The organism is Pseudoalteromonas sp. GABNS16E, assembly GCF_028598715.1.
Classification (GTDB): domain Bacteria; phylum Pseudomonadota; class Gammaproteobacteria; order Enterobacterales; family Alteromonadaceae; genus Pseudoalteromonas; species Pseudoalteromonas atlantica.
Genome location: NZ_JAQREZ010000004.1, coordinates 1 through 24,663, shown reverse-complemented (window position 1 = coordinate 24,663; position 24,663 = coordinate 1). Strand labels below are relative to the sequence as shown.

General features: G+C 41.1%; 27 protein-coding genes. 11 read left to right on the top strand and 16 right to left on the bottom strand.

Translation table 11 applies throughout. The features are described from left to right. Positions 1-15 precede the first annotated feature (15 nt). Complete coding sequence (locus tag PSI06_RS02940) at positions 16-597, bottom strand: rhomboid family intramembrane serine protease (protein ID WP_273602897.1); 582 nt, start codon at positions 595-597, stop codon at positions 16-18. Positions 598-701: 104 nt separating this feature from the next. Beyond that, entirely contained in the window at positions 702-1,385 is a 684-nt protein-coding gene (locus PSI06_RS02935) for a type 1 glutamine amidotransferase domain-containing protein (protein ID WP_024034244.1), read from the bottom strand. Between the two features lie 164 nt (positions 1,386-1,549). Here PSI06_RS02935 and PSI06_RS02930 point away from each other — a divergent pair, with 164 nt between their 5' ends. Beyond that, positions 1,550-2,473 (top strand): LysR family transcriptional regulator, encoded by a 924-nt coding sequence (locus PSI06_RS02930; protein WP_024034243.1) that lies wholly within the window; start codon positions 1,550-1,552, stop codon positions 2,471-2,473. Between the two features lie 12 nt (positions 2,474-2,485). Here the strand turns inward: PSI06_RS02930 and PSI06_RS02925 are convergent, their stop codons facing one another. The 5 genes from PSI06_RS02925 to PSI06_RS02905 form a co-directional block, all read right to left on the bottom strand. Then, on the bottom strand, positions 2,486-3,220 hold the full coding sequence (locus tag PSI06_RS02925) for a dienelactone hydrolase family protein (RefSeq protein WP_273602898.1): 735 nt from the start codon (positions 3,218-3,220) through the stop codon (positions 2,486-2,488). Positions 3,221-3,297: 77 nt separating this feature from the next. After that, a complete protein-coding gene (locus PSI06_RS02920) occupies positions 3,298-4,629 on the bottom strand; it encodes a glycerophosphodiester phosphodiesterase family protein (RefSeq protein ID WP_248462568.1) in 1,332 nt (443 codons plus the stop codon). A gap of 55 nt (positions 4,630-4,684) precedes the next feature. Next, complete coding sequence (locus tag PSI06_RS02915; RefSeq protein ID WP_273602899.1) at positions 4,685-5,548, bottom strand: carboxylate/amino acid/amine transporter; 864 nt, start codon at positions 5,546-5,548, stop codon at positions 4,685-4,687. 103 nt (positions 5,549-5,651) lie between these two features. Continuing rightward, positions 5,652-7,787 (bottom strand): M3 family metallopeptidase, encoded by a 2,136-nt coding sequence (locus PSI06_RS02910; RefSeq protein ID WP_273602900.1) that lies wholly within the window; start codon positions 7,785-7,787, stop codon positions 5,652-5,654. Positions 7,788-7,999: 212 nt separating this feature from the next. Beyond that, positions 8,000-8,206 (bottom strand): hypothetical protein, encoded by a 207-nt coding sequence (locus PSI06_RS02905; RefSeq protein ID WP_004587392.1) that lies wholly within the window; start codon positions 8,204-8,206, stop codon positions 8,000-8,002. 197 nt (positions 8,207-8,403) lie between these two features. On the opposite strand from PSI06_RS02905, the gene PSI06_RS02900 reads away from it, so the two are divergent. The 6 genes from PSI06_RS02900 (at position 8,404) to yegD (ending at position 15,360) form a co-directional block, all read left to right on the top strand. Beyond that, positions 8,404-9,267: a mechanosensitive ion channel family protein gene (locus tag PSI06_RS02900; protein ID WP_024034237.1), complete on the top strand. Its 864-nt coding sequence runs from the start codon at positions 8,404-8,406 to the stop codon at positions 9,265-9,267. Between the two features lie 409 nt (positions 9,268-9,676). Beyond that, positions 9,677-11,941, top strand: coding sequence for a TonB-dependent receptor (locus PSI06_RS02895; protein ID WP_024034236.1), 2,265 nt, complete (start codon positions 9,677-9,679; stop codon positions 11,939-11,941). Between the two features lie 106 nt (positions 11,942-12,047). After that, positions 12,048-12,347 (top strand): hypothetical protein, encoded by a 300-nt coding sequence (locus PSI06_RS02890; protein WP_004587389.1) that lies wholly within the window; start codon positions 12,048-12,050, stop codon positions 12,345-12,347. Positions 12,348-12,401: 54 nt separating this feature from the next. Then, positions 12,402-13,058, top strand: coding sequence for an HAD family hydrolase (locus tag PSI06_RS02885; RefSeq protein ID WP_024034235.1), 657 nt, complete (start codon positions 12,402-12,404; stop codon positions 13,056-13,058). A gap of 33 nt (positions 13,059-13,091) precedes the next feature. Continuing rightward, positions 13,092-13,934, top strand: a complete 843-nt coding sequence (locus PSI06_RS02880; RefSeq protein ID WP_273602901.1) for a DNA ligase — start codon at positions 13,092-13,094, stop codon at positions 13,932-13,934. A gap of 61 nt (positions 13,935-13,995) precedes the next feature. Further along, complete coding sequence (yegD, locus tag PSI06_RS02875) at positions 13,996-15,360, top strand: molecular chaperone (protein ID WP_256850688.1); 1,365 nt, start codon at positions 13,996-13,998, stop codon at positions 15,358-15,360. A gap of 11 nt (positions 15,361-15,371) precedes the next feature. On the opposite strand, the gene PSI06_RS02870 is transcribed toward yegD, so the two are convergent. Genes PSI06_RS02870 through PSI06_RS02860 form a run of 3 tightly spaced genes read right to left on the bottom strand, consistent with a single transcriptional unit; the run spans position 15,372 to position 17,728 of the window. Next, positions 15,372-15,836, bottom strand: a complete 465-nt coding sequence (locus PSI06_RS02870; RefSeq protein ID WP_004587385.1) for a methylglyoxal synthase — start codon at positions 15,834-15,836, stop codon at positions 15,372-15,374. A gap of 60 nt (positions 15,837-15,896) precedes the next feature. Beyond that, positions 15,897-16,538 carry a LysE family translocator gene (locus tag PSI06_RS02865; RefSeq protein WP_273602902.1) on the bottom strand — a complete coding sequence of 214 codons (642 nt, stop codon included), beginning with the start codon at positions 16,536-16,538 and terminating at the stop codon, positions 15,897-15,899. Continuing rightward, on the bottom strand, positions 16,535-17,728 hold the full coding sequence (locus PSI06_RS02860) for a multidrug effflux MFS transporter (RefSeq protein WP_055252998.1): 1,194 nt from the start codon (positions 17,726-17,728) through the stop codon (positions 16,535-16,537). The genes PSI06_RS02865 and PSI06_RS02860 overlap by 4 nt, the downstream gene beginning before the upstream one ends. 183 nt (positions 17,729-17,911) lie before the next feature. Here PSI06_RS02860 and PSI06_RS02855 point away from each other — a divergent pair, with 183 nt between their 5' ends. Next, positions 17,912-18,385 (top strand): hotdog fold domain-containing protein, encoded by a 474-nt coding sequence (locus tag PSI06_RS02855; protein WP_029773430.1) that lies wholly within the window; start codon positions 17,912-17,914, stop codon positions 18,383-18,385. 7 nt (positions 18,386-18,392) lie between these two features. On the opposite strand, the gene PSI06_RS02850 is transcribed toward PSI06_RS02855, so the two are convergent. The 3 genes from PSI06_RS02850 to PSI06_RS02840 form a co-directional block, all read right to left on the bottom strand. Further along, the gene (locus PSI06_RS02850) at positions 18,393-18,884 is read right to left on the bottom strand and encodes a bactofilin family protein (RefSeq protein ID WP_273602903.1); all 492 of its coding nucleotides are present in this window, start codon (positions 18,882-18,884) and stop codon (positions 18,393-18,395) included. Continuing rightward, positions 18,874-20,037 carry a M23 family metallopeptidase gene (locus tag PSI06_RS02845; protein WP_273602904.1) on the bottom strand — a complete coding sequence of 388 codons (1,164 nt, stop codon included), beginning with the start codon at positions 20,035-20,037 and terminating at the stop codon, positions 18,874-18,876. The genes PSI06_RS02850 and PSI06_RS02845 overlap by 11 nt, the downstream gene beginning before the upstream one ends. 138 nt (positions 20,038-20,175) lie before the next feature. Beyond that, positions 20,176-20,490, bottom strand: coding sequence for a YebG family protein (locus PSI06_RS02840; protein WP_004587379.1), 315 nt, complete (start codon positions 20,488-20,490; stop codon positions 20,176-20,178). A 345-nt stretch (positions 20,491-20,835) separates the two neighbouring features. On the opposite strand from PSI06_RS02840, the gene PSI06_RS02835 reads away from it, so the two are divergent. After that, complete coding sequence (locus tag PSI06_RS02835; protein WP_004587378.1) at positions 20,836-21,132, top strand: ComEA family DNA-binding protein; 297 nt, start codon at positions 20,836-20,838, stop codon at positions 21,130-21,132. Between the two features lie 11 nt (positions 21,133-21,143). Here the strand turns inward: PSI06_RS02835 and PSI06_RS02830 are convergent, their stop codons facing one another. Together PSI06_RS02830 and dsbB are read right to left on the bottom strand one after the other, a co-directional pair. Further along, the gene (locus PSI06_RS02830) at positions 21,144-21,446 is read right to left on the bottom strand and encodes a DUF6170 family protein (protein ID WP_004587377.1); all 303 of its coding nucleotides are present in this window, start codon (positions 21,444-21,446) and stop codon (positions 21,144-21,146) included. Position 21,447: 1 nt separating this feature from the next. Further along, complete coding sequence (gene dsbB / locus PSI06_RS02825; RefSeq protein WP_273602905.1) at positions 21,448-21,966, bottom strand: disulfide bond formation protein DsbB; 519 nt, start codon at positions 21,964-21,966, stop codon at positions 21,448-21,450. A 522-nt stretch (positions 21,967-22,488) separates the two neighbouring features. Here dsbB and fadR point away from each other — a divergent pair. Next, a complete protein-coding gene (gene fadR / locus PSI06_RS02820; RefSeq protein ID WP_273602906.1) occupies positions 22,489-23,202 on the top strand; it encodes a fatty acid metabolism transcriptional regulator FadR in 714 nt (237 codons plus the stop codon). Positions 23,203-23,437: 235 nt separating this feature from the next. Then, the gene (locus PSI06_RS02815) at positions 23,438-24,043 is read left to right on the top strand and encodes a peroxiredoxin (protein ID WP_004587374.1); all 606 of its coding nucleotides are present in this window, start codon (positions 23,438-23,440) and stop codon (positions 24,041-24,043) included. A gap of 48 nt (positions 24,044-24,091) precedes the next feature. On the opposite strand, the gene PSI06_RS02810 is transcribed toward PSI06_RS02815, so the two are convergent. Next, the coding region (locus tag PSI06_RS02810; RefSeq protein WP_273604976.1) for a transposase at positions 24,092-24,663 on the bottom strand (572 nt) is incomplete at its 5' end.

The following is a 24,663-nucleotide window of genomic DNA, read 5'->3' as shown; positions in this document are numbered from 1 at the left end:
AAGGCAATGAAAAAATTATCGTGCTTTTAATTTATCTGCTTTGGCAAGTTTATACCCTAAAAAGAACCCACTTAACGCACCAAAAAGGTGACTTTCGAACGAGACATGAAAGCGTTGTGGTAACACGCCCCAAATAAATCCGCTGTAAAGCACTGCCACTACTAGGGCAATAACAATAGACTTAAACGAGCGCATAACCACGCCATAGCACAGTATAAATCCCCATAAACCATAAATAACGCCGCTTAATCCAACATGAAAACTACTTCGACCAAAGGCCCACACTAATAGCCCGCCAATTAACGCAGTAAATATAAACACGGTATAAAAGCGTTTTACACTGTATTGGCAAATTAGCCAGCTTAGTACAGCAAAAGGCAACATGTTGCTAGCAAAGTGCCACCAGCTGCCATGTAAAAATGGGGCGCATAAAATACCGATTAACCCTTGAACGCTGCGAGGGTAAATACCTAAACCATTAAGCGTAATGCCAGGTAAACTATTGATCACCTGTAGTATTAGGCATATAAAAACTACGCTAAATATTGCAAATCGCGTACTGGTTATCAGTGAAGATGATGATGGGGTAGTTGGCATATAAACGCCTTAGTAGGATTATTTTGTACCAGTATAGGAGTATGTTTTCGCTATTAAAAGCGATTTAATAAGCGCGGCGGTATGCGCCGCGCACAGGGGGTATTTTAACCTAATTTAGTTAATAGTTTTTTTGCAGCAAGCTCTGAACTTGCTGGATTTTGGCCTGTAATCACTAAACCATCTTCGAGCGCTAATACGCCCCAGTCGTCGGTTTTTTGATAATCGCCGCCTTTTTTAATGAGTTCATCTTCAACTAAAAATGGCACTACGTCTGTTAATTGCACGGCAGCTTCTTCTGAGTTAGTAAAGCCTGTTACTTTTTTACCTGCAACTAAGGCATTGCCGTCTGCATCTTTAACATTTAAAAAGGCTGCACTTGCGTGGCAAACAGCCGCTACTGGCTTTTGCTCTTTTACAAACTTTTCAATAAGTGAGATTGAATCGCTGTTATCTACTAAATCCCATAGTGGGCCGTGGCCGCCTGGGTAAAATACCGCGTCAAAGTCGCTGGCGTTTACTTCACTTAACTTTTTGGTGTTTGCCATAAGTGTTTGTGCTGCGCTGTCGTTGTCATAGCGCTTTGTTGCATCGGTTTCAAAGTCAGAAAGCGTGCTAGTTGGGTCAATCGGCGGTTGGCCACCCGCAGGGGATGCAAGTGTTACCTCTGCACCAGCATCAACAAATGCGTAGTAAGGTGCTGCAAATTCTTCTACCCAAAAACCTGTTTTTTCGCCTGTGTTGCCAAGCTCTGAATGTGAGGTAAGTACCATAAGTATTTTTTTAGCCATAACAATATTCCTTCGATTAGTGAGTAAATTAAAGCTTGGTGTTAACCAAGGTGCTGTAATAACTATATGCACTTAAAAGGATTTAAACAACGATGATAAATTTAACTTTATTGGTTTAATTATTGATACAATTATTGGGTTGAATAATCATTGGTGAGTTTGTGATGAAAGTGTCGTTTGAGCAACTTAAAAGCATGGTGGTATTTGCGCAAATTGTCGAGCAGGGCAGTTTAACCGCGGCTGCAAAGCAGTTGGGGTTAACGCGTGCGGTGGTAAGTTATCACCTTAAAAAATTAGAAACGCAATTAGAAGTTACGCTGCTAAATCGCTCAACCCGCACTATGGCGCTAACTGAGGCTGGCATTGCGTATTATGAGCGCTGTAGAGTGATCACAGAACAAGCAAACGCAGCTAATCAGCAAATAGAAAACATTAAAAGTGAGCCACAAGGAGTATTAAAAATTAGCTGCCCCGTTAATGTAGGCATGCAACTAATTGTGCCTGCAATTAATACGTTTAAACGCCAATACCCCAAAATTGAAATAGACCTGCAACTAACCGATGATGTGGTTGATATAATAAAAAACGGCTTTGATATTGCTATTCGTGGGGTCGCTTTAAGTGACTCAAACTTACAAGCCACCAAACTAACCACCATGAGTACCTGTATTTGTGGCTCAGCTGAGTATTTTGAACACTTTGGCAAACCTAAAACGCCAGCTGAATTAGCCTTGCATAAATGGGTGGTGTACCAACTTAGCAGTAAAACATTAACCCTTAGCAAAGAGGGCAAAAAATACGATGTAATACTACAAGGCGGCATAAGCACCAATAATGCCGCCGCGCGTACCGCGTTTGTAGAGGCCGGGCACGGGCTTGGGCGCATTCCGTTGTATGATGCGTGGCCTAAAGTGCAAGCAGGGCTGTTAGAAATAATACTCGATGATTATAAAACAAAAGATATTGAGCTTTATGGCGTGTTTCCACCTGGGGCGGCAGGCTCCAAAAAGCTCAGGTTGTTTATTGATTATTTAAAAGCATATTTTGTTAAACAGCATACTGCACTGGGCATGCTAAAAAGCACGTAAAACCGCACTTAATTACAAAGTACGATTAAATAATGCAACCGCTTGCTGGTACATAGTAATTGCAAGCGCGGCATCGTAACGCTCGCCCTCATCACGCATAAACGCATGCTGTGCGTTTACTTCTTGCCAGTGGTAATTAATACCCGTGGCTACACATTGCTGGTAAATTTTACTTCGGCCTTGTTGCGGTACATGTGGGTCTTGCTTACCCCAAATAAAGTGTATTTCACCTTGAATATCAGCCATGCGTTCAAACGAATTGTTACCTGCATTAGCAGTTAAGGTATCACTATGAATATCGGTGGCGTATAAACAAAATGCAGCTTTTATGTGTGGGTTTAATGCGGCTCTGTAAGCTAAATGCCCACCAATGCACACACCCATGGCGCCCACTGTGCCAGTGCAGTAATCTTGATTTTGTACAAAGTCGATGAGTGCTTGTGTGTCGCTGTCGTGGTGCTCAAGTGGCTTTTGCCATTTATCGGCATTGCCTTTATCTTTACCCGCGTCATCGTACGCAAGTACAGTACCAATCGGGTTTAGCTCATGAAATACCTCAGGCACTAATACAACAAAGCCGTGGCTTGCTAAAATAGCAGCGCTGCGCGCAATAGGCGCGGTTTGCTGAAAAATCTCCGAGTAAAAAATAATACTTGGATATTGGCCAGCTGCTTGTGGGCGGTAAACGGTAGTACGCATTAAGCCTGTAGGGGTGGCTAGGTCGGTATTATGGTGTTGGGTTATCATAAAAGCGCTCAGTTAAATAATTAATAAGGTTATGGTAACTGAGCGCAAAAAAATAAACGACCACTGATACTGGTTTTTTAAATGCTTGCAGGCATTTTATTACAACTTGCGTAGTAGCTTACGGTCGCAGGCCAATCCGAAAATATACCCATAACCCCGACATCCTGCGCGAGTACATCAACCACCGTCATCATGTCGCCATCGTTATCGATAACATCGGCGATTGATTGGTAGTAGTAGCCACCGCCCTCGTTAAGAGGCCCCGAGCGCTCAAGGCTCCATGCTATCAGTTCAAGCCCTGCAGCTTTTGCGTCAATGGCGTATTGTGAGGGGACAATATTACTTTCGTTGTCTATGGTGAGCATCATCCAAATAGGGGGCGCTAATATTTTAACGCCATCGGCTACTAGCTCTTCCATACTTGGTTGCCACGTTGCAGGGTTACTTGGATCAAAGCCCGCTTCGCTGTCACGGCCATCTAAATATACGCTTTGATTTGCAAAGTCGGGGTTGTTATTTATCCAATATTTCACATCATCGAGATTAAACGATTGCGGGTACACATCACTGCTTGGTACGTCCAATTGCGTGTACTCATCAAGCATTTTTTGCGCGTATTGCTGTTGTGTCATTCCCTCAAAAGGCATGCTCACTTGCGGCGATTTTAGCTCTGGGGTCATTTTTACACCCAAGCTTTTAAATAACTCAATACTTTGTTTATGGGTTACTAATGTTCCACTTGTGGCGTATAAATCGGTGCGCCAGCTGGGTGTGCCCTGCATATATTCACCAACAGTAGTGGCTTGGGTGTTGGCGCCATCCATTTTACCTTCAAGCGTTAAAAATTCGCTCAGGCTGATATCGCTTGTGCAGCATTTAGCGGTGGCAGGCGTGCCACTTGCTGCGTTAGCTGGAGTAAAAGGCACACTGCATTTAGCAGCAAGTTCAGGAATGGCTAATATATTGGTGGTGGTGTGCAAATCGCACTGAGAGTGGCGACACACGAGCTCTTTGTCGCTGGTAAAGGTTACATCGCACTCGACAATACCTGCACCCATACGCGCCGCAGCTATATAAGACTCCTTTGTATGCTCAGGGTATTGCATTGGCGCACCACGATGCCCAATAGAAAAATCTGTACGGTAAAATGGCCCATCTGTACACGATTCTAATTTTGTTTTTAAATCGCTCTGTGCCATATCGTTAATAAGGTAGTCGGCACGAGTACCTAATTGAATATCAGGCGCCTCGCCTTTTGCAACTTCAACAATTACAGGCGTCGGTACTTCAACAACCTCAACGGTGGTATTTGTAACGACTACGTCTTTTTCTACAACTTCGACATCGTCGTCGCAGCCGCTCAGTAGTGCAAGTATTACTGAGCTTGTTATTAGGGTGAGATGTTTCATGTTTGTTCCTTAACGTTATTTTATTCAACCCTAATCGCATTCAATGACAAATTAGCTACAAGGATGTGACGTTCTGTTTATTTGTCCCTATTTGATTAATTACCAGTGCCGCTAACATAATTGCACCCCCCATACTTAAGCGCACAATGTCGGCATTTTTATTCCATATAAGCACGTTAACAATAATACCGGCAGGAATAAGCACGTTGTTCATAACGGCTAATGCTCCCACATTTACTTTTGTTGCCCCTTTGTTCCATAAAAAGTAACCAAGGCCCGAGGCTACAATACCTAAATATATTAAAATACCCCACTGGGTAGGTGTACTCGGTAATTTGCTTGTATTGCCAAATAAAGCGTAGCAAGCACTCGCCACCACTAAGGCGCCAATAAAAAACCAACCAAATACGGTTTTGTCATCCAGCTGATTAGTGGCCATTAAACGTTTATAAGTTACTTGTCCGGTGGCAAAACTAATATTGGCACCCTGAACCAGTAATAAACCGATGATGAAATGACTATTGAGGCTTTCCCAGCGAATAGCTACCGCGCCCAGTACGGCAATAAGCGCAACCGAAAAAAAGCGAGGATTAAAATGCTTATTAAGTGCATCGTTTAAAAGCGTTATATAAAGCGGCGTCATAACGGTAAAGAGCAACACTTCGGGTACGCTTAAAAATAAAAAGGAGTGATAGTAAAAGCTGTACATAACACCCAGTTGCACAGCGCCTATCAGCATTAGCTTAAGTGCGAGTGGTTTTGAGGTAAGTTTAGGTTTTAAAAAGGGTAAAAAAACCAATGTGGCTAATGCAACTCGTATTAATACGCTAAACCACGCATCAACTTGGCCTGCTAGGTACACACCAATTAAACTAAATGAAAAAGCCCAAAGTAGGGTAACTGCAAATAAATAGCCCATAATTGTCGTTTTTTATAATTTATAGTGTGGTTAGTTTATCTGTTATAAACAATAAAAGCCCGCAAGCGGGCTTTTATAAGGTTAAAATTAATAAACGAGGTTATTAATCAACTAAACCACGGCGCTTAAGAAGTGCGTCTGTTGTTGGTTTTTGGCCTCTAAACTCAATGTAGCTTTGCATTAAGTCGCGGCTGTTACCTTTTGATAGGATTTCTTCACGGAACTTGTCACCGTTTTCACGGGTTAGGCCACCGTTATTTTCCATATGGGCAAACGCATCGGCTGCAAATACTTCAGTCCATAGGTAGGCGTAGTAACCTGCTGAGTAACCACCGGCAAAAGTATGGCTAAAGTAGTTTGATTTATAACGCGGTGGCACTGGGTAGTAATCAATACCGTGTGCTTTTAGCGCATCGCTTTCAAACTTTTGAACATCACTGATTTTTTTATCAGAACCAAATGAGTGCCATTCCATATCTAGTAAAGCAGCTGCTAAGTATTCAGTAGTACCAAAGCCTTGGTTGAATTTTTGCGATGCTAGTACTTTATCAAGTAATGCTTGTGGAATTGGCTCACCTGTTTTGTAATGCTTAGCGTAGTTAGCAAGTACGGTAGGTTCAATCATCCAGTCTTCGTGTGCCTGTGAAGGAAATTCAACAAAGTCACGTGCTGTAGCAGTACCCGCTAGGCTTGGGTATTTAACATTTGAGAATAAACCGTGCGCAGCATGACCAAATTCATGGAACATAGTCGATACTTCGTCGAAGGTCATTAGCGTTGGCTCACCTTCCGCTGGTTTTGGAATGTTTTGTGCGTTGTAAATAACCGGTTTAGTGCCTTTTAAGCCGCTTTGGCTTACGTATGCACTCATCCATGCACCGCCACGCTTACCTTCGCGTGCGTATGGGTCCATGTAAAATAAACCAATAGCGCTGCCATCTGCGTTAAATACTTCGTACGCTGTTACATCTTCGTGGTAAACAGGTAAGTCTTTACGCTCTTTAAAGGTGATACCGTAAAGCTTGTTCATTGCGAAGAATAACCCATCATGGATCACAGAGTTCATTTCAAAGTAAGGCTTAACTAGCGCAGGATCTAGGTCGTACTTTTCAGCACGTACTTTTTCTGCGTAAAAGGCCCAATCCCATGGCTTAAGCTCAAAGCTTTCGCCAGAATCGTTAATTACTTTTTGGATAGCGGCCGCTTCTGCTTTGGCTTTTTCAACAGCTTTTGGTGCAAGGTCATCTAAAATACCGTACACGTTATCGGTTGTTTGTGCCATACGCGAAGTCATTACATACGATGCCCAATCTTTAAAGCCTAACAGCTCTGCTTTTTGTGCACGCAGGTTAGTTTCTTCAATAATGATAGAGCCGTTAGTTTTAGCAGCACGGTTTGTAGAGGCTTTAAAAATTTGCTCGCGTAGCTCACGGTTTTCAAGGCTTGATAAGATAGGCTGCTGAGTAGTATTAACCAGGGTGATCATGTAGCCGTCTTTGCCTGCTTTTTTAGCTGCGGCTGCAAGGCCTGCAATTTCACCTTCAGATAGGCCAGCAAGTTTAGATTTGTCTGTAACAACAATAACGTCTTCTTTAAACGATTTTAAAATGTTTTGAGAGAACGCAGTAGATAGCTCTGCAAGCTGAGCGTTTATTTCACGCATTTTTGCTTTTTCAGCATCGCTTAACTTAGCACCGGCTTTTACAAATTGCTTGTAGTAGAAATCAACTAAGCGTTGATCTTCAGCGTTAAGCGCATCTTTATTGTCGTAAATAGTTTGTACACGCTTAAATAACGCACCATTTAGGTAAATGTCATCAGAGTGAGCAGATAATACCGGCGCCATTTTTTTGCTTATACGTTGGTATTCGTCATCTGAAATTAAACCCGATAGGTTGTAAAAAGCAGCAGATACGCGATTTAACAACTCACCAGACTTTTCCATCTCAACAAGTGTGTTTTCAAATGTTGCTGGTTCTGGGTTGTTTGCAATAGCTTGAACTTGCGCAGTGTGCTGAGCAATACCTGCATCAAAGCCTGCTTCGTAGTCTTTTGTACCAAACTTATCAAACTCTGGTGCCATGTATTGTAATGGGCTTGGTTTGAATAATACATTGTTTGCGTTCATATCTTGCACTTGTGCTGCGCTCTCTTTAGCTGTGTTCTGAGTTTCGTTAGATGAACAAGCAGATAGGATTAGGGCACTAGCAATAGTAGTGGCGATCAGTGTTTTACGCATAATAACTCCATAAAAAGATGAGCCGAAATAGGCTTTTCGAGTCGAAAACCCAGTTAACTTATCAAATTTTGGCGTTTATACAATAAAGTTTATCGGTATTAAGCGGGATTTAAACGCAAATTAGCTACTAAAAATGCGATTTGGAGGTAAAAGTAGCCTTAAAAATAAACGTAAGGCTACTTAAATATCGTATTGTGTGTGTTTTTTAAAGGCTAGTTATAGCCAAGAACAAAGCGTTTTTCAGAACCAAAGCTATTAGATTGCTGGCCAAATTCTTTATTAATAGTAGCAAGTGTTTGTTCTTGCTCAGCAAGAAGGCACAAAATTTTATTGCGGTAATCTAGGCTGCTTTCAAACAAATTTAAATCTACCTGCGGCTGCAAAGTAGCGAGTCTTTGATTTAGAGTAAGTTGTGACATATGTAATCTCCAGTGCTTGTACACTATTTATATAGCACTCGGTGCAATAAAGAGTTAATAAATTGTTTAAACAAAAACGTTAAACCTATTAACTTAGCGTTTTAACACTATTATGCCGTGCTAAGCTTAGCGAAGACTGAACCACACTCATTTTTACTGAACAAATAACAAACAATAAATAATACTTTGGAAAATACATGACGCTCGAACACATTCAACATTATCTCAGCTTGGTTATTTTTACCTATAACGATGTACACATCACTGTGGCTAAGGTTATACAAGTTCCTTTAATTTTATTTGCTATGTGGTTTGTAGTAACGCGCATTGGCAAACTTATTAAAAAAACACTGTTGGCAAAAAAAATCAGCCAAGACGCGGTTCATCTATTTACGCGTATTTATTTTATTTTGAGTATCGCAATATTAATTTTTACCTCGTTAGAGGTTTTAAGTATTCCACTTACGGCCTTTGCATTTGTATCAGGGGCAATAGCCATTGGAGTCGGGTTTGGTGCGCAAAACATTATTAATAACTTTATTAGTGGCTGGATTTTAATGTGGGAGCGGCCAATTCGTATTGGGGACTTTTTAGAAGTAGGTAATGCAAAGGGCGTAGTAGAAACTATTAATACGCGCTCTACCCGCATTCGCCGTAACGATGGTGTGCATATGTTAATCCCTAATTCGCAACTTTTAGAAAACACAGTGACTAACTGGACCTTAATAGACGGTAATGCCCGCTCTTCGGTTAGCGTAGGTGTTGCTTATGGCAGCGATGTATTGTTAGTTAAAACGTTAATTCAACAAGTACTTGATGATCATGATGCGATACTAACAAATCCAAAAGCCTCTGTTTTATTTGACGACTTTGCTGATAGCTCACTGGTGTTTAATGCAATTTTTTGGGTTTGTGCAGAGTCAGAAACCATGCTCAGAAAAGTACGTAGTGATATCCGTTTTAGTATTTATGCTGTTTTTGAAAAACACGATGTGGTGATTGCGTTTCCACAGCGCGATATTCACATTGATGGAGAAATTGCGTTAAAGCGTACTCAATGAATTTAGCCTTAAAAATTTAGCAAGCATTAACGGGTTTTAACTGGGCGTTTCTAGTTTGGGTTTATTTGTAAAAATATGCAGTTTGCTACTTTAAAGTGGGTTTTGAAGGAAAGGACATATGTCCGCATTATTGGTCTTTTGCATCTAAAAGCGGGTAAAAAAGCTATAAAATGAGGTTAAATGTTGCAAAAAAGTTTACTTTTTTGTACATATTTATGCAGTAAATTTGTAATACGATGGTATAATCTTCATCGTTCGTTCAGCCTCATTACTCCGTTTTTGTACTCTCGGTGATGAGGTCCGCGCGCCATAAAGCTAGACGCGAAAAATTGTACGAGCCCGCAATGAATACATTGCGCAACACAAAAAACCGTTGAACAAGAGTGCATACAAAAGGTTTATACCCGACATGAAAGCAATCAAAAAAACTGCAATAGCGACCATAATTAATGCTGCTTTATTATCTGCAGCTGGTACCTCTGTTTCTACTCTTGCTGCTGAAGAAGAAACTGCAAAAAAAAATAACCAATTAGAAGTTATTCAAGTTACTGCTCGTAAACGTGTAGAAAATGCACAAGAAGTGCCTGTTGCTGTATCTGCATTACAAGGTGATAACCTTGATGCTTATAGTTCTGCTGGTATGGATATTCGCTTTATGAGTGCGAAAATCCCAAGTCTTTCAATCGAATCATCGTTTGGACGTTCTTTCCCTCGTTTTTATGTTCGTGGTTTGGGTAATACCGATTTCGATCTTAATGCTTCACAACCTGTTTCATTAGTTGTTGATGAAGTGGTTCAAGAAAATGCCATTTTAAAAGGCTTTCCAGTATTTGATGTTGAGCGTGTAGAAGTACTACGTGGTCCACAAGGTACTTTGTTTGGCCGTAATACGCCGGCTGGCCTAGTTAAATTTGATACTGTTAAACCAAGCCAAGAATTTGAAGGTTACGGTGCTGTTTCTTACGGTAGCCGTGGCGCTGTAGATACAGAAGGCGCTGTAGGTGGTGCATTAACTGACCGTTTATCTGCACGTGTTTCTTTGCTATGGCAAGATAAAGATGATTACATCGACAACCAAGCGCCTGGCTTTGAAGCGAAAGACGAGCAGGGCGGCTACACAGAAAAAGCAGCGCGTATTCAGTTTTTATACGAAGGCGATGACTTTACTGCTCTTCTAAACTACCACACGCGTGACCTAGACGGCTCACCAATTGCGTTTCGTGCAAACGTTATTGAATCAGGCTCAAACGATTTAGTAGACAACTACGAGCATGATGTTGTTTATCAAGATGCCGCTGTACGCAATACCCAGCAAGTTGAATCTGAAGGCGCAAGCTTAAAGCTTGAGTGGGATATTAGCGATGAATACACGCTAACCTCTATTTCAGGTTGGGAAAGTGCAGAAATATACTCACGTGCAGATATTGACGGCGGTTACGGTGCTTCTTATATCCCTGATTACATGGGTCCAGGTTTTATTCCGTTTTCTTCAGAAAGTGCGGATGGCATTCCAGAGCAAGATCAGTTAACGCAAGAGCTTCGCCTTGCTAGTAACTTCAGCGGTGACTTAAACTACCAAGTTGGTCTTTTTTACTTTGATGAAGAGCTTACAATCGAAAACTTTAGTTACGATACGTTCTCTTCACCTGCTGGCGCTTTAAACGGTTATGTTCAGCAACAACAAGACACAACAGCATGGGCTATTTTCGGCTCAGTAGATTACATCTTCTCAGATAAGTTAAAAGTAACAGCGGGTCTTCGTTACTCTGATGACGAAAAAGATTTTGTTGCAGACCGTACAATTAGCCCAATTGGCGGTGGTGCTTTATACGTAGAGCGTAGTGTAAGTGACAGCCACGTAAGCTGGGATTTATCTGCAAACTACAAAGTTAATGACGATGTAAACTGGTACAGCCGTGTAGCAAACACGTTCCGCGCGCCTAGCTTACAAGGTCGTATTTTATTTGGTGATGACGTAACAACGGCTGAGTCAGAAACCGTTACTTCATTCGAAACCGGTATTAAATCAGACGTTCTTGACGGCCAAGGCCGTGTTAATGCAACGGTATTTTACTACACAATGGACGACCAACAGCTTACTGCTGTAGGTGGTGGTGCTAACTTTAACCGCCTAGTTAACGCTGATAAAACAACAGGCTACGGTTTTGAGCTAGATACAGAATGGGTATTAAGCGATGAGTTTAATGCAACATTTAACTTAAGCTACAACAAGACTGAAATTAAAGATGATGAGTTAGCTGTAGCGGTATGTGCTCAATGTATCGTGAATGACCCTATTAACGATGCAGGTTTAGCCGTACTAGATGGCAACAGCTTACCGCATGCGCCAGAGTGGATCTCTAACTTTACGCTTCGTTATACGAAAGAGCTTGAAGATGGTAACTTCTTCGCATTAGGTGATATTTCTTACCGTAGCGAAATTAACATGTTCCTATACGATTCAGTAGAATTTGAAGGTAAAGCATTAACAGAAGTAGGTTTACGTGCAGGCTACGAGTGGGCTGAAGGTGACTACGAGTACCAAGTATCTGCATTTGTTCGTAACTTATTTGATGAGCAACAAGCAATTGGTGCGGTAGACTTCAATAACAATACGGGTATTGTTAATGAAGAGCGCTACATTGGTGCTGAATTTAAAGTTAACTTCTTCTAAAGATAACCTTAAATTTTATTAATTTTTAAAAGCCTGCCTTGTGCAGGCTTTTATGTTTTTATAAAGCTGGTAAAGTAGCGTTAATTAACTTTGATGAGATAGAAAAATGGCTGGATTTTGGAACTACCGTGTAATTTTTTGTGAAGCAACGAAAGATGAAGCAGCGCAATACCAAATACACGAAGTAGAATATAACTTAAATGGCAAAGTAACTAATTGGTCAGAAACAGGCGCAGCACCTTTTGGTACAACGCTAGATGAGTTAGCAGCTGATGCCGATCGTTTAAAAACGGCGCTAGAAAAACCAGTACTTAAGGTTGTGCGCAAAGCCCGAGGCTACGAATTGGTTGATGTTGAAACCGGTGAAGAAGCATTTGCTGAGCCACCTGCTGGCTTAACAGCATAATATTATAAAGGCGCCAAGGCGCCTTTTTTTAACGTTAAAATTTAAGGAATGAGGATGAGCTTAAACGCAGTATTGTTTGATATGGATGGCACACTAGTTGACTCTGAAAGCATGCACTTTGAGTGTTGGAGCCAGCTGCTTGCACCCTACAATGTAAGTTATAACGAAGTGGAGTTTTGTCAGCGCTTTTCAGGGCGCCCAACGTTAGAAGCAGCAATTGATATTAAAAATGAGCATAATTTAGCCGTCAGTGCACAATTTTTAGCAGATGAAAAATATAGATTATTTGGTGAATACGTGAAAACTAATTTACCGCCTGTTATGCCTTTTACTGAGCAAACCTTACACGCTGTTAAAAACAGTGGGCTAAAAATGGCGTTAGTTACCGGCAGTGCTCGCAGCGAAGCTATGCCTATTTTAAAAGGGCTAGGTTTTTATGAGTTATTTGATACTGTAGTGACAAAAGACGATGTAACAAATCCAAAGCCAGCAGGCGATCCTTATCTTTTAGCGCTTGAACACATACATGTAGCCCCAGAGCATGCAATTGCTGTTGAAGACACCTTTACGGGCGTTTGTGCTGCAACTAATGCACAGGTTAGAGTCGTTGCGATTGCAAATCATCATACAGTTGACCATGACTTTAGTAAGGCGACCTACAAAATGGCTGACCTAGGTGAGTTTTGGCAGTGGGTTGAATCTCAACTATAGTTAAAGCCTTATTTTATTTGCAGGGATGCAGTAATGGCTCAGCTAAAGTACTTACTTTTCATTGTCATCTTTATTGGCTCATCGCTTGTTTTTGCGGCGCAGCCTCAGGTGTTATTGGCAAAAGTATATGATGAATCTAAACATGGCAATATTAGTGAATACCTCGTTAGTGAAAAATTTGATGGTGTAAGAGCAATATGGACGGGCGATAAATTTATTACCCGTAAAGGAAATGCGATTAACGCCCCGAGCTGGTTTACGGCGCCATTACCAAATGTTTGGTTAGATGGGGAGCTGTGGATAGCGCGCACTCAATTTTCTTTGGTCAGTGGGATTGTAAGAACTAAACGCCCCAGTAATTCAGATTGGCACGCTATACGCTATCAAATATTTGATATGCCAGACTCAACCCTTCCTTTTAGTGCGCGTTATAAAAACTACCAAGCCTTGGTAAAACAAATCAATAAGCAGCATATAACTGCAGTTAAGCAACACCGCTTTACTAGCACAGCCCAATTAACAGCGTACTTTGAAGATTTAACTAAGCAAGGGGCTGAAGGGGTGATGCTGCATTTAGCCAATGCTAAACATAAAAGCGGGCGCAGTAATACATTATTAAAGTTAAAGCCCTACCTTGATGCTGAAGCGGTTGTTATTGCACATTTACCGGGTAAAGGACAATACACCGGTATGTTAGGTGCATTAAAAGTAAAAACACCTCATGGGCAAATATTTAAAATAGGCACGGGCTTTAGTAACAAACAGCGCCAAACACCTCCGGCTATAGGTAGCACGGTAACGTATCGGTACCATGGGTTAACAAAGCATGGCTTACCACGTTTTGCGAGCTTTTTAAGGGTGAGGGAGGGTCATTAGCGTTTATAATTTTGGCAAAGTATGCTAAATTGCGCGGCCTTTTTCTAATGTATGGTGAAGTATGTTTGTAGGTTTTGATTACGGTAGTTCTAATTGTGCCATGGGTGTTATGGAGCAAGAGGAAGTACAGTTAGTGCCACTTGAGCAAGGAAAGCATTATTTACCTTCTACTCTTTATACACACCATAGCGCATTAGTTGTCGACTTTGTGGCAAAGCATGTAAAAGGCACTGCACACGAGCATGACTTTTTAACGCAGCGCCAAGCTTTATTAAATACACTCCCACGTATTAAGTCAGATCTTGATTTACAACCTACAGATGAAACGCTTTTTATTGGCCGTGAAGCTATTAGTGAATATGTGCAGTTTCCTGAAGAAGGCTACTTTGTAAAATCACCTAAATCGTTTTTTGGTGCCACAGGCTTAAAGCAAGGGCAAATCAATTTTTTTGAAGATATTGCTACCGCAATGATTTTAAAAATAAAGCAACGCGCAGAGCTTTCACTTAAAACCCCACTTACGCAAACGGTTATTGGTCGTCCAGTTAACTTTCAGGCCGTTGGCGGTGAGCAGTCAAATCAGCAAGCTGTAGGTATTTTAGAGCGCGCAGCTAAGCGTGCGGGCTTTAAAGACGTGGAGTTTCTATACGAACCGCTTGCAGCAGGGATTGATTACGAAAGTAGTTTAGTGGAAGACCAAAAAGTGCTGGTTATTGATATTGGCGGTGGTACCAGCGATTGCTCGTTTGTACAAATGGGGCCAAGCTTTAGAGGTAACAGTGAGCGCGATAATGACTTTTTAGCCCACAGCGGTAAGCGAGTTGGCGGGAATGACTTAGATATAGCGCTTAGTTTTCATGGTTTAATGCCATTGCTTGGTTTAGGCAGTACCTTTAAATCGGGCCTACCTTTACCAAACCAACCTTTTTGGCAAGCCTGTAAAATTAATGATGTAAATTTACAAAGTCAGTTTTATAGTGAAAGCCACTACCGAGAACTCACTGCCCAATTACGCGATGTAAGTGCACCTGCGCTTTTCAAACGCTTAATTCATTTACAGCAAAATAAACAGGGCCATCAGTTAGTACAGCAAGGTGAGGCGGCTAAAATAGCGCTTTCATCGGCAGATGCTTTTGATTGCGATCTTCGCTTTTTAGATAATGACCTTAGTAAAAACCTATCGGTAAGCGATTTGGCGGTTGCAGTAGAAAGTAGCATTAGCCAAATAGTAACGTTAGCAAAACAAGCAATTACCGATGCAGGAACCACCCCAGACGTTATTTATTTAACAGGGGGGAGTGCGCAGTCACCACTTATTAAAGCCGCGTTAAGTGAGCATTTAGGTGATATTAAAATGCTAAATGGCGATCACTTTGGTAGTGTAACGGCTGGCCTAACAAAATGGGCCAGCATGCTTTATAAGTAGCTTAAAAGGTTTTAAAGACTGATTTGTCGGGTTGCGAGGTATTTTTCGTAATCTGGCAAAGTACGTTCAAGCTCAGTGTCCATTAAAGGCGAGCTTAATAACATGTCGGCGCTGACTTCATTACAGGCCACGGGAATATTCCAAACAGCAGCTAAACGCAGTAGTGCTTTAACATCAGGGTCGTGTGGTTGCGATGCCAACGGATCCCAAAAAAACACCAATACATGAATTTCGTGCTCGGCAATTTTAGCTCCTAATTGTTGATCGCCCCCCATAGGACCACTTAATAGCTGAATAACCTCTAGCCCGGTGGTTTTTTCGATTAAATGGCCTGTGGTGCCAGTACCGTATAAGGTGTGTCTGCTTAAGGCTTCTTTGTGTTTTTCGCACCATAATTTAAGCGCGGCTTTTTTACCATCATGCGCAACTAAGGCAATATTTTTATTAGCGGGTAGCGATTGTTTTTTTTGTTCCATGCTGCATCTTATTTTGTTGAGTAACCAAGGCTTTGGTTAAGTAATACCAATTTAGTGTAATTAGTATAATAAATTAATGGCCAGTGCAATAAATACCATGCCGGTCACTCGGTCTATCCAAAGTTGGCTATGTGGGTATTTTTTGAAAAATTGCGCTATTTTGTCGCCAAAGTAAATATACGTACAGTCAATTGGGAAAGCAAAAATAGGGTAGAGCAGACCAAAAAAAGCTAATTGAAATGTTGCCGATGATAAGCTTGGGTCTACAAACTGCGGGATAAAAGCAATAAAAAATAACGCTACTTTAGGGTTTAATACCTCGGTCATCATGGCTTGAAACATGACATTTGGCTTTTTACTGGTGCTTACATGAGGCTTATCATCACTAGCGTAATCCGTGGTATTTGGCTGCGAAAAAGTGCTTTTAATCATCACAAACCCTAAATAGCACAAATAAGCCGCGCCTAAGTACTGTACTGCACTATAAGCGGTGGGCGAGGCTTTTAATACCGCGCTTAATCCAATAACAGCAAAAAATGTGTGTATTACTCCACCTAAAGCAAAGCCAAATGCGCTTTGCATACCTGCCGCTCTGCCATTGGCAAATGTTTGCGCCATTAAAAATGCGTTTGATGGCCCTGGGGCCACCGCCATTAAAAAGCTCGCTAGTAAAAATGATGCTAAAAAATCAGGGTTGATCATGTATTAACCGGGTGCAATGTATGGGCTTTTTTACTCATTAAAATTAGCCAAAGTGGTGCCAGTAACAATAAATGAAAAGCAATTAGCCAAGGTGTGCTAAGGCCTAAATATTGCGTTAAAAACACAAGCACACTAGCGCCACTCATTTGCATAGCACCAATTAAGGCAGAGGCTGTACCAGCTTGTTTTGGAAAACGCGATAACGCCATTCCAGCCGCAGAGCCTAAGCTCAGGGCAAAACCAAGTGCTGCAATTAAAATAGGTAGCATAAGCGCAATGGCCGATTCTATATGGCTAAGCGCAATCATTAATATGCCAGAGGCCACCAATACTGTAACCCCAACGCGCAGGGCTTTTTGGCTATTACGTTTAATATAAATGGGGGTAATAAAGCTGGCTACAATACTTAATACTGCATTGAGCGTAAACCAAAAAGTAAAGTCGGCAACGGTGCCCCCTAAGTGTGTAATGATCCACCCAGGAGCCAAGGTGACATAAACAAGAATCGCCGACATGGCGACCATACACAGTAAGCTATTAAATAAAAATATCGGTGTTTTTAATATTGGCACAAACCGGCGTAAGTCCAATATATGCCCTTGGTAGTGACTATCAGCAGGGCGGGTTTCTCTAAATAAGGTGAGCGTAATGACCAGGCCCGCTAACGCAAACAAGGTTAAAAACATAAAGTTCATGCGCCAGCCAAATTGCACGGTAAGCCAAGCACCTAATATAGGCGCAAGCGCAGGAATAAAACACACAATTCCATTTAAATAGGTAATCATTTGCCCGCTGCGTTCGCTGCCGTATTTATCACGTACAATAGCAAAAGCAACAACAAACGTAGCACATGCGCCTAACCCTTGCAGAGCGCGTGCAAACATTAATACAGCAAAAGAGGGTGCCATGTAGGCAAGTAAGGCAGAGCCTGCATACAAGCTAACACCTACAACCGCTACCGGCTTTCGGCCAAACTTATCAGCAAGCGGCCCTGCAATTAATTGCCCTAAACCCACAGTCAGCATAAAAATAGCTACTGTTTGCTGAACCTGTTGTTCGGTAACGTTAAATTGCGTGGCAATAGTTGGAAAAGCGGGAAGATAAATATCAATTGCCATAGGGCAAAATATTACGAGTAACGCTAAGATGAGTAATAAAATTAAGTTAGGTTTAGCGGGCTGTGTTTGCATTAGGTCTCCTTTTGCTGGCTATTTTAGGTGCCCGCATATAAAAAAGAAAGGGCTTATGAGTGAGCCACGCTTTATTGTGATAAATATTTCATGACATTAGGATTAACAGCGCGGTGAATTGCGCTTTTTTTAACTGGTCTGATGTGTTAATTTGAATTTATAAACACTAAATGGGAAATAACAATGAGTAATAAATCAGCCCTTTTAAAAACCTGGCTTAAATTTAAACGCTTACCTTTTGGCAATTGGTTGTTTAGCAAAGCGGTATGCATAAAAGCCCCGTATTTTGGCTCAATGAAACCTTACGTGCTCGATTTAAGAGAAGGGCACTGTAGCGCTGTCGTAAAAAACCGCCGTAGTGTGCATAACCATATTGGGACTATTCATGCTATTGCACAATGTAACTTAGCTGAGCTGTGTGCTGGTGTAATGGTAGATGCCACCGTGCCTTATAAAACGCATCGCTGGATCCCAAAAGGAATGACGGTACACTATTTAGCAAAGGTTGATACCGATGTAACTGCTATTGCAGAAATCGACTTGCCTCGCCAATGGGTAGATAAAGAAGATTTAGTGGTGCCAGTTAAGCTTTACAATACCCGCAATGAACTGGTGTTCACTGCAGATATTACGATGTACATAACCGAGAAAAAGTAATGAGCGCTTAATTAGATTTGGCTTTATCAGCGGCTTGCTTATTAACAAACGACAAGTCGCTATCAGCATCATCAAGCAAAGTTTTTACTTCTTTAGCCGGCTTTAAATCTTCGCTAATAAATTCCGGTTCTTCTTTTTCAAAGCGCTGTTTTAAGCTGCCTTCAATAATGGCTCCAGCATCAATACTTAGTGTATCGTGAAAAACATCGCCATGAACGTGAGCGCTGCTTTGAATATTCACTTCACTTGCGTTTAGTGAGCCAATAATTTTACCTTTTACAATGACACTTTTAGCTTCAACCACACCTTCAACAATGCCGGTAGAGCCAATTACTAAGTGCTCTGCCTTTATATCGCCATCAATTCGGCCATCTAGCTGCACTTCGCCCTGGCTTGTAAGTGTGCCAGTTAAGCGCACATCTTCAGAAATAATAGAAGGGGTATGATTTACTCTTTTTAATGTAGTTTGACTACTTGGTTGCTTTTTTTTACCGAACACGAGAAAGCGCCTTTGTTATTTTTAGAGGATTGACATGTTTGCCATCGAGTAACACTTCATAGTGTAAGTGGGTGCTGGTACTTCTGCCAGTACTGCCCATTAATCCAATTACCTCATTTTTAGCAATTGTTTGGCCTTTTTTCACTTTAATTTTATTTAAGTGGCCAAAACGGGTGACCAAGCCATTTTTGTGCTCTAGCTCGATAAAGTTACCATAGCCGCCATTTTTACCAGCGCGCAATACACGTGCATCAGCAGGGGCAAAAATTTCGGTTTTATGCCAGCCGGCTAAATCAACACCTTTGTGAAAAGCGCGGCGGTTGTTCATCGGATCTTTACGTAACCCAAAGTTGCTCGAAATATAGTATTTAGCTGCAGGCAAGGGCAGTGAGTTAGGCAGCTCTGTTAAAAAGTTTTCAAGGTTGTTAAGTAATAATAGCTTATCAACAATGGCTAAAAACTGCCCTGGTATTTTAGTTTCATCAAATACATCTAACGGGCCACCTTGCGCAGTGGTTTGTGCGCCCAGTGCTAAATGTTGTTCAAGGGCTGATTCTAAGCCTGCGCCTTTTAACATCGCTAAAATTGCATCATGGCGTTTATTAATTTGCGCATCAATAAGCGCAAAATTGTGCTCGTAGTATTTATTTAAGCGCTCGTAACGTGCGGCAAAAGTGATTGGCGTTAGAAGGCTGGCATGTTTGTCTCTCGGCTCTTCATCTACAAGTGGTTCATGAAACTCGCCTTTGTCTTGATTAACAGGCGATTCAAGTTGTTCTTCTAGTTTTATTGTCTCTTTACTAATAGATGCGGGGAGGGATTCAATCATACCTTGCAAAAGTGCCTGCTTTTGCTCTAGTACTGCAAGTTGTTCTAATTGCTTAGCGTGCAGTGCTTTTTGTTCTTTCACCTGCTTTTGCCACGCTTGTTGTTTGTCAATTTGGCTTTGTTCTATGTCGGTAATTTTATTTGTTTGGCTATAAACACGAAAACTAGAAATACCGACCCAAGTAATAGTGCCTAAAATAAGCAGTACTGTAAAAAGCTGAAACCAAGGCGCCAAAACAACATGCTTAACTTCGCCATTTTGACGAATAAGCAACTGACGGGCTGGGAAAAATTTTTGGTAAAAAGACTTAATAAATACTGACATGGCACATAAACACTCGCTATTAACCGGATTAATGTATCAATTTCAGTCTAAAAAGCCAGAAAAAATTTGTAACTGTTCAAAAATTAATAAAAAAGGGCTGCTATTTAGTAGCAGCCCTTTATTTAAAATAGTCACAAATTAGCTAGCTTGTTGCTCGTCGTTATCTTTTATTGATGCTATGTTGTCGGCTTTTTTAGCTTTAGCTGTACTTTTTGTAGTGGGCTCTTTTGCGCCTTTTAACACAGCCATAAAGTCATCTTTACTCTTTGCAATTTCAAGCGCAAGCGATTCAACCTGTTGCTCGCTCAATGGTACATCTACTTTTTCCAGCATCACCTCAAGCGATTCTGCTATATCGAGCATTTTGTCATAGGCATCCGCTTCTTTTTTAGTAGTAAACGTCATTCGCTCAACTCCGTTTCGTTCTACAACATATTTAACAACAACAGCCATGATCTCTCCTGCTTGATTGCGTGGTAATGTGGTTACTGACCCGCAGGTCACTGTTTTTATATACAGTAAATGTTTGTGTGTAAAATTGCAAGTATTCGGTGCATTTTTAGCTTGTCATCAATTTGACAAAAAAGCGTAACTTTACTTTAGTTAAGCAATCACTTGTTGTACCAGCTGCATTTTAGGTTTTCGGATTTAGGTGATTATGCACTGGAAATAATGTAAGTGATGCGCGTTGCTCCTTATTTAACATTATTTCCTCAAATAAAAATTAAGCACATGTTTAAAGCCAAATTAGCCGTTTAACTATAACGCTTTGGTATAAACAAAAATAAGGAATGACAAATGAAAAATCTATTAACGCTACTTATTATTAGCTTTTTAAGCTTTAGCGCGTTTACCCACGCTAACCCTGTTGAAGATAAGCCTATGGTTGAAATGCCGCAAGCGCCGGTTATTAATATTAATAGTGCCGATTCAGAAATGCTGGCCAAGTTGCCTGGTATTGGTAAGAAAAAAGCGCAGGCTATTGTTGATTACAGGGTTGAAAATGGCGAATTTGCCCAACTGAGCGATTTAGCTAACGTAAAAGGAATAGGTAAAAAGCTTGTAGCTAAACTAGAAGGAAAAGTGTCTTTATAATAGGCAGGGCGCTAAGCGCCCTGTGAATACTGCTCAAGTGCTTTGGCTAAATATTTTTTAGCGAAGTTTATTTCAATCGGGGTTGTTAAAAGCGGGTAACATAGGCCACCTAAAATTAAAAAGGGAATGAGTTCCCACCCTTTAAAAACAGTAAATAATAAAAACAATGGGCTGAGCAATATCAGCTTTACTATTCTTAATAACACTCTATCGGTGGCAGGTAGCATGCTTAGCGCAATAGCAACAACGGCTTGTCGCTGCCTCACTTTAAGGTGCTTTAGTTCAGGCAGCTGACTGGTAAAAAACGTAAACATATTAAATAGTCTTTTTAGTAAGTAAGCGAGTGGTAACAATTACAAAAAGCGTGATAGTAAATAACGCAAATAGTATTTCCATCCATGCTGGCATACTTAATCCCGCAAATTGCCAATCGATATTACCGCAATCCCCTGTGGCTTGAAAAAAGGTTGGGATCCATTCATGCAATGGCATAAATGAAGGAAAGTTTGGCTCAAACTCACAGCTAAACGCAAAGGGATCGGTGGTTGTTTGCATTTCAATGTGCTCACGTGCAATAAAGTAACCCCACACACTTGATACACCCCACACTAAATAAGCGATAGCGCGTACTAATTTACTTTGTGGTTTAGTTGCGCCAATAATGCCTGCCCCTAATAAGCCTAATACCGCAGTTCGCTGGTAAATACACATAATGCATGGAGCAAGTCCCATCTGGTATTGAAAAAACAGTGCGGTGACTTCTAATAAAAATACAATGCCTGTAAATAGTAGCCATGGAGTACGTTGAGTAGGGAGTTGTGCTAGCCAGTTCATAAAAAATCCGCATTGAAATAAGACGTTGAATTATGTACTAGGATAAAGTAACGAGCAACAAAAAGGGTAAAAAAGCTACCGAAGTCGCTTTTTTTAAGATGAAATTAATAAGCGGTTTTGGCCAATCCTATTTAGGGAAAGGTTAAGATTAATTTGCTAAGTGAACATGTAATATAAGATTGGTTCGCTAAAAAGGCTTGTTTAAACGTTACAGTTAACATGCTCTGCTGTATGCGACTTTTGAATGTGCTTGTTGCCGCACACGGGAATTATTGTAGTAATGTAATGGTTAAGCAAAAACAGCAATAGCATTAATGTACCTACTATGAGTAGGGTTAATTTATTTAGCTAATTAGGCCTAATTTAAGCATGTTGAATTTTATTATTTACTATTGCGAAATTTTCAGCGGCTGGTTGGCACTTATATCAAACGAGTTTACTTGTTAGTTATATTTCATCTGGTACAATCTGTCAGTTATTCGTATAAAACGATGAGTTGTGATTAATTCGAGTGGGAATTGAATGAGAATTTTTAAAGCTAAAAGCCCAGCAGGATTTGCTGAAGAGTATATAGTTGAATCTATCTGGAACGGCGATTTCCCTCCAGGTTCAATTCTACCTGCAGAGCGTGAGCTTTCTGAGTTAATTGGTGTAACCAGAACAACCTTACGTGAAGTACTGCAACGTTTAGCACGCGATGGCTGGCTAACTATTCAGCACGGCAAACCAACCAGAGTGAATAACTTTTGGGAAACATCGGGTTTAAACATACTCGAAACGCTGGCGCGCTTAGATGAAGACAAAATGCCAGAGCTGACCGATCAGTTATTATCTGCACGTACTAATATTAGTGCTATTTATACCCGTGCAGCGATAAAGCTTAACCCTGAGCGTGTTATTGAGATTTTATCAAAAAGCGATGAACTTGAAGACACTGCGCAAGCTTTTGCAGATTACGATTACAAAGTACACCACGAATTAGCTGTCGCTGGTAATAACCGCATTTACGTACTTATACTTAACGGTTTTAGAGGGTTTTACTTTAAAATTGGTTGTCATTATTTCTCAGACGCAGGCACTCGCCAGTTAGCACGTCAATTTTATAAAGACCTAACAGTATTGGCTGAAAACCGTGAGCATGATGGCGCGATTTCAATGATGCGTAAGTTTGGCCATCAAACCGGTGAAATCTGGCAAAATATTAAAGGCGATATGCCTGCCGATATCATGGATTAGCCCATTTTTAAAACCTGCAAATGCAGGTTTTTTTATAGGCGTAATAAAGTTTTAATATCTGTTCGGTATTTTCGATTGTGCACATCGCTAAATACGATTGTTCTTTTTTCCTTATTAAATTTAAAATGCCACGTAATTATGTGTTGGCGCTATTGTTTTTTAATTTTTAGCGCCCATATAAGTATCAGCATTGCGTATGCAATCGACAACAAACTCAAAATATTTGGAGAATAAAATGGGTGTATTAGTAGGCCGCCAGGCACCAGACTTTACCGCTGCAGCTGTACTAGGTAATGGTGAAATTGTAGATAGCTATAACCTTCATGAAACAATTAAAGGTAAAAAAGCAGTAATCTTCTTTTACCCACTAGATTTCACGTTTGTATGTCCTTCAGAACTTATCGCATTTGATAAGCGTTACGAAGAATTCCAAAAGCGTGGCGTAGAAGTAATTGGTGTTTCTATCGATTCACAATTCTCACACAACGCATGGCGTAACACTGCTGTAGCAGACGGCGGTATTGGTAAAGTTCAATACGCACTAGTTGCAGATGTTAAGCACGAAATTTGTAAAGCATACGACGTTGAGCACCCTGAAGCGGGCGTTGCATTTCGTGGCTCTTTCCTAATCGATGAAGAAGGTAACGTACGTCACCAAGTAGTGAACGACTTACCACTTGGTCGTAACATCGACGAAATGATCCGCATGGTTGACGCGCTAGCATTTCACAGCGAAAACGGCGAAGTATGTCCTGCTGGTTGGGAAGAAGGTAAAAAAGGTATGGACGCAAGCCCTGAAGGTGTTGCTAAGTTCCTATCTGAAAACGAAGGTGAGCTATAATTTAGCCCCTACGTTTTAATAAAAAAACCGCCATATGGCTAATGCCAGTCAGTTAAGCTGACTGGTATTTTTCTTTTTGGTGGGGTATTTACTTGGTTTGGGTTTGACCCTTCGAGGGTAAAATCTATCTTCCCGCCTCGTCGGAAGTGCGTAATAAGTTAGCTGAGTGATGAGATTTTCATACAGCACGGGGAGCTTTCCTGGGCTTGTAAGTCCTGTTGTAAGTAAGAATGCTACAACCGCGCTTGAGCACCCACTGAAGCTTAGCTGATTTGGCCAGATACCTTTACGTGTAGCCGCTTCGGTCATAGCCACTCTTATCAAGTTGTAAGCAAGCAGTAATCCCCACAATTCTTGCTCAACCATGTCTGGGCGTTTGCTTCTAAGCGTGTATTCACTGTTCAGTAGCGTTTGTTTCATTTCACGATACCCTAACTCAATTTCCCAGCGGTGACTGTATAAGTCTACAATTTCGTCACTGGGGTAACGCATGACATCGGTAAGCGATGTAAGAATTCGGCACTCTTTTCCTTTCACTTTTTTCGTAATTAGCCGCGCCTCAATCTCCTCCGGCAGCTCGGGGAACTTTTTTCTCGCTTGTGGTGTGGCTCTCAGCCTTA

Coding starts and splice junctions, on each gene's coding strand:
- PSI06_RS02940 (WP_273602897.1), bottom strand. CDS start 597: ATGCCAACTACCCCATCATCATCTTCACTGATAACCAGTACGCGATTT.
- PSI06_RS02935 (WP_024034244.1), bottom strand. CDS start 1,385: ATGGCTAAAAAAATACTTATGGTACTTACCTCACATTCAGAGCTTGGC.
- PSI06_RS02930 (WP_024034243.1), top strand. CDS start 1,550: ATGAAAGTGTCGTTTGAGCAACTTAAAAGCATGGTGGTATTTGCGCAA.
- PSI06_RS02925 (WP_273602898.1), bottom strand. CDS start 3,220: ATGATAACCCAACACCATAATACCGACCTAGCCACCCCTACAGGCTTA.
- PSI06_RS02920 (WP_248462568.1), bottom strand. CDS start 4,629: ATGAAACATCTCACCCTAATAACAAGCTCAGTAATACTTGCACTACTG.
- PSI06_RS02915 (WP_273602899.1), bottom strand. CDS start 5,548: ATGGGCTATTTATTTGCAGTTACCCTACTTTGGGCTTTTTCATTTAGT.
- PSI06_RS02910 (WP_273602900.1), bottom strand. CDS start 7,787: ATGCGTAAAACACTGATCGCCACTACTATTGCTAGTGCCCTAATCCTA.
- PSI06_RS02905 (WP_004587392.1), bottom strand. CDS start 8,206: ATGTCACAACTTACTCTAAATCAAAGACTCGCTACTTTGCAGCCGCAG.
- PSI06_RS02900 (WP_024034237.1), top strand. CDS start 8,404: ATGACGCTCGAACACATTCAACATTATCTCAGCTTGGTTATTTTTACC.
- PSI06_RS02895 (WP_024034236.1), top strand. CDS start 9,677: ATGAAAGCAATCAAAAAAACTGCAATAGCGACCATAATTAATGCTGCT.
- PSI06_RS02890 (WP_004587389.1), top strand. CDS start 12,048: ATGGCTGGATTTTGGAACTACCGTGTAATTTTTTGTGAAGCAACGAAA.
- PSI06_RS02885 (WP_024034235.1), top strand. CDS start 12,402: ATGAGCTTAAACGCAGTATTGTTTGATATGGATGGCACACTAGTTGAC.
- PSI06_RS02880 (WP_273602901.1), top strand. CDS start 13,092: ATGGCTCAGCTAAAGTACTTACTTTTCATTGTCATCTTTATTGGCTCA.
- yegD (WP_256850688.1), top strand. CDS start 13,996: ATGTTTGTAGGTTTTGATTACGGTAGTTCTAATTGTGCCATGGGTGTT.
- PSI06_RS02870 (WP_004587385.1), bottom strand. CDS start 15,836: ATGGAACAAAAAAAACAATCGCTACCCGCTAATAAAAATATTGCCTTA.
- PSI06_RS02865 (WP_273602902.1), bottom strand. CDS start 16,538: ATGATCAACCCTGATTTTTTAGCATCATTTTTACTAGCGAGCTTTTTA.
- PSI06_RS02860 (WP_055252998.1), bottom strand. CDS start 17,728: ATGCAAACACAGCCCGCTAAACCTAACTTAATTTTATTACTCATCTTA.
- PSI06_RS02855 (WP_029773430.1), top strand. CDS start 17,912: ATGAGTAATAAATCAGCCCTTTTAAAAACCTGGCTTAAATTTAAACGC.
- PSI06_RS02845 (WP_273602904.1), bottom strand. CDS start 20,037: ATGTCAGTATTTATTAAGTCTTTTTACCAAAAATTTTTCCCAGCCCGT.
- PSI06_RS02840 (WP_004587379.1), bottom strand. CDS start 20,490: ATGGCTGTTGTTGTTAAATATGTTGTAGAACGAAACGGAGTTGAGCGA.
- PSI06_RS02835 (WP_004587378.1), top strand. CDS start 20,836: ATGAAAAATCTATTAACGCTACTTATTATTAGCTTTTTAAGCTTTAGC.
- PSI06_RS02830 (WP_004587377.1), bottom strand. CDS start 21,446: ATGTTTACGTTTTTTACCAGTCAGCTGCCTGAACTAAAGCACCTTAAA.
- dsbB (WP_273602905.1), bottom strand. CDS start 21,966: ATGAACTGGCTAGCACAACTCCCTACTCAACGTACTCCATGGCTACTA.
- fadR (WP_273602906.1), top strand. CDS start 22,489: ATGAGAATTTTTAAAGCTAAAAGCCCAGCAGGATTTGCTGAAGAGTAT.
- PSI06_RS02815 (WP_004587374.1), top strand. CDS start 23,438: ATGGGTGTATTAGTAGGCCGCCAGGCACCAGACTTTACCGCTGCAGCT.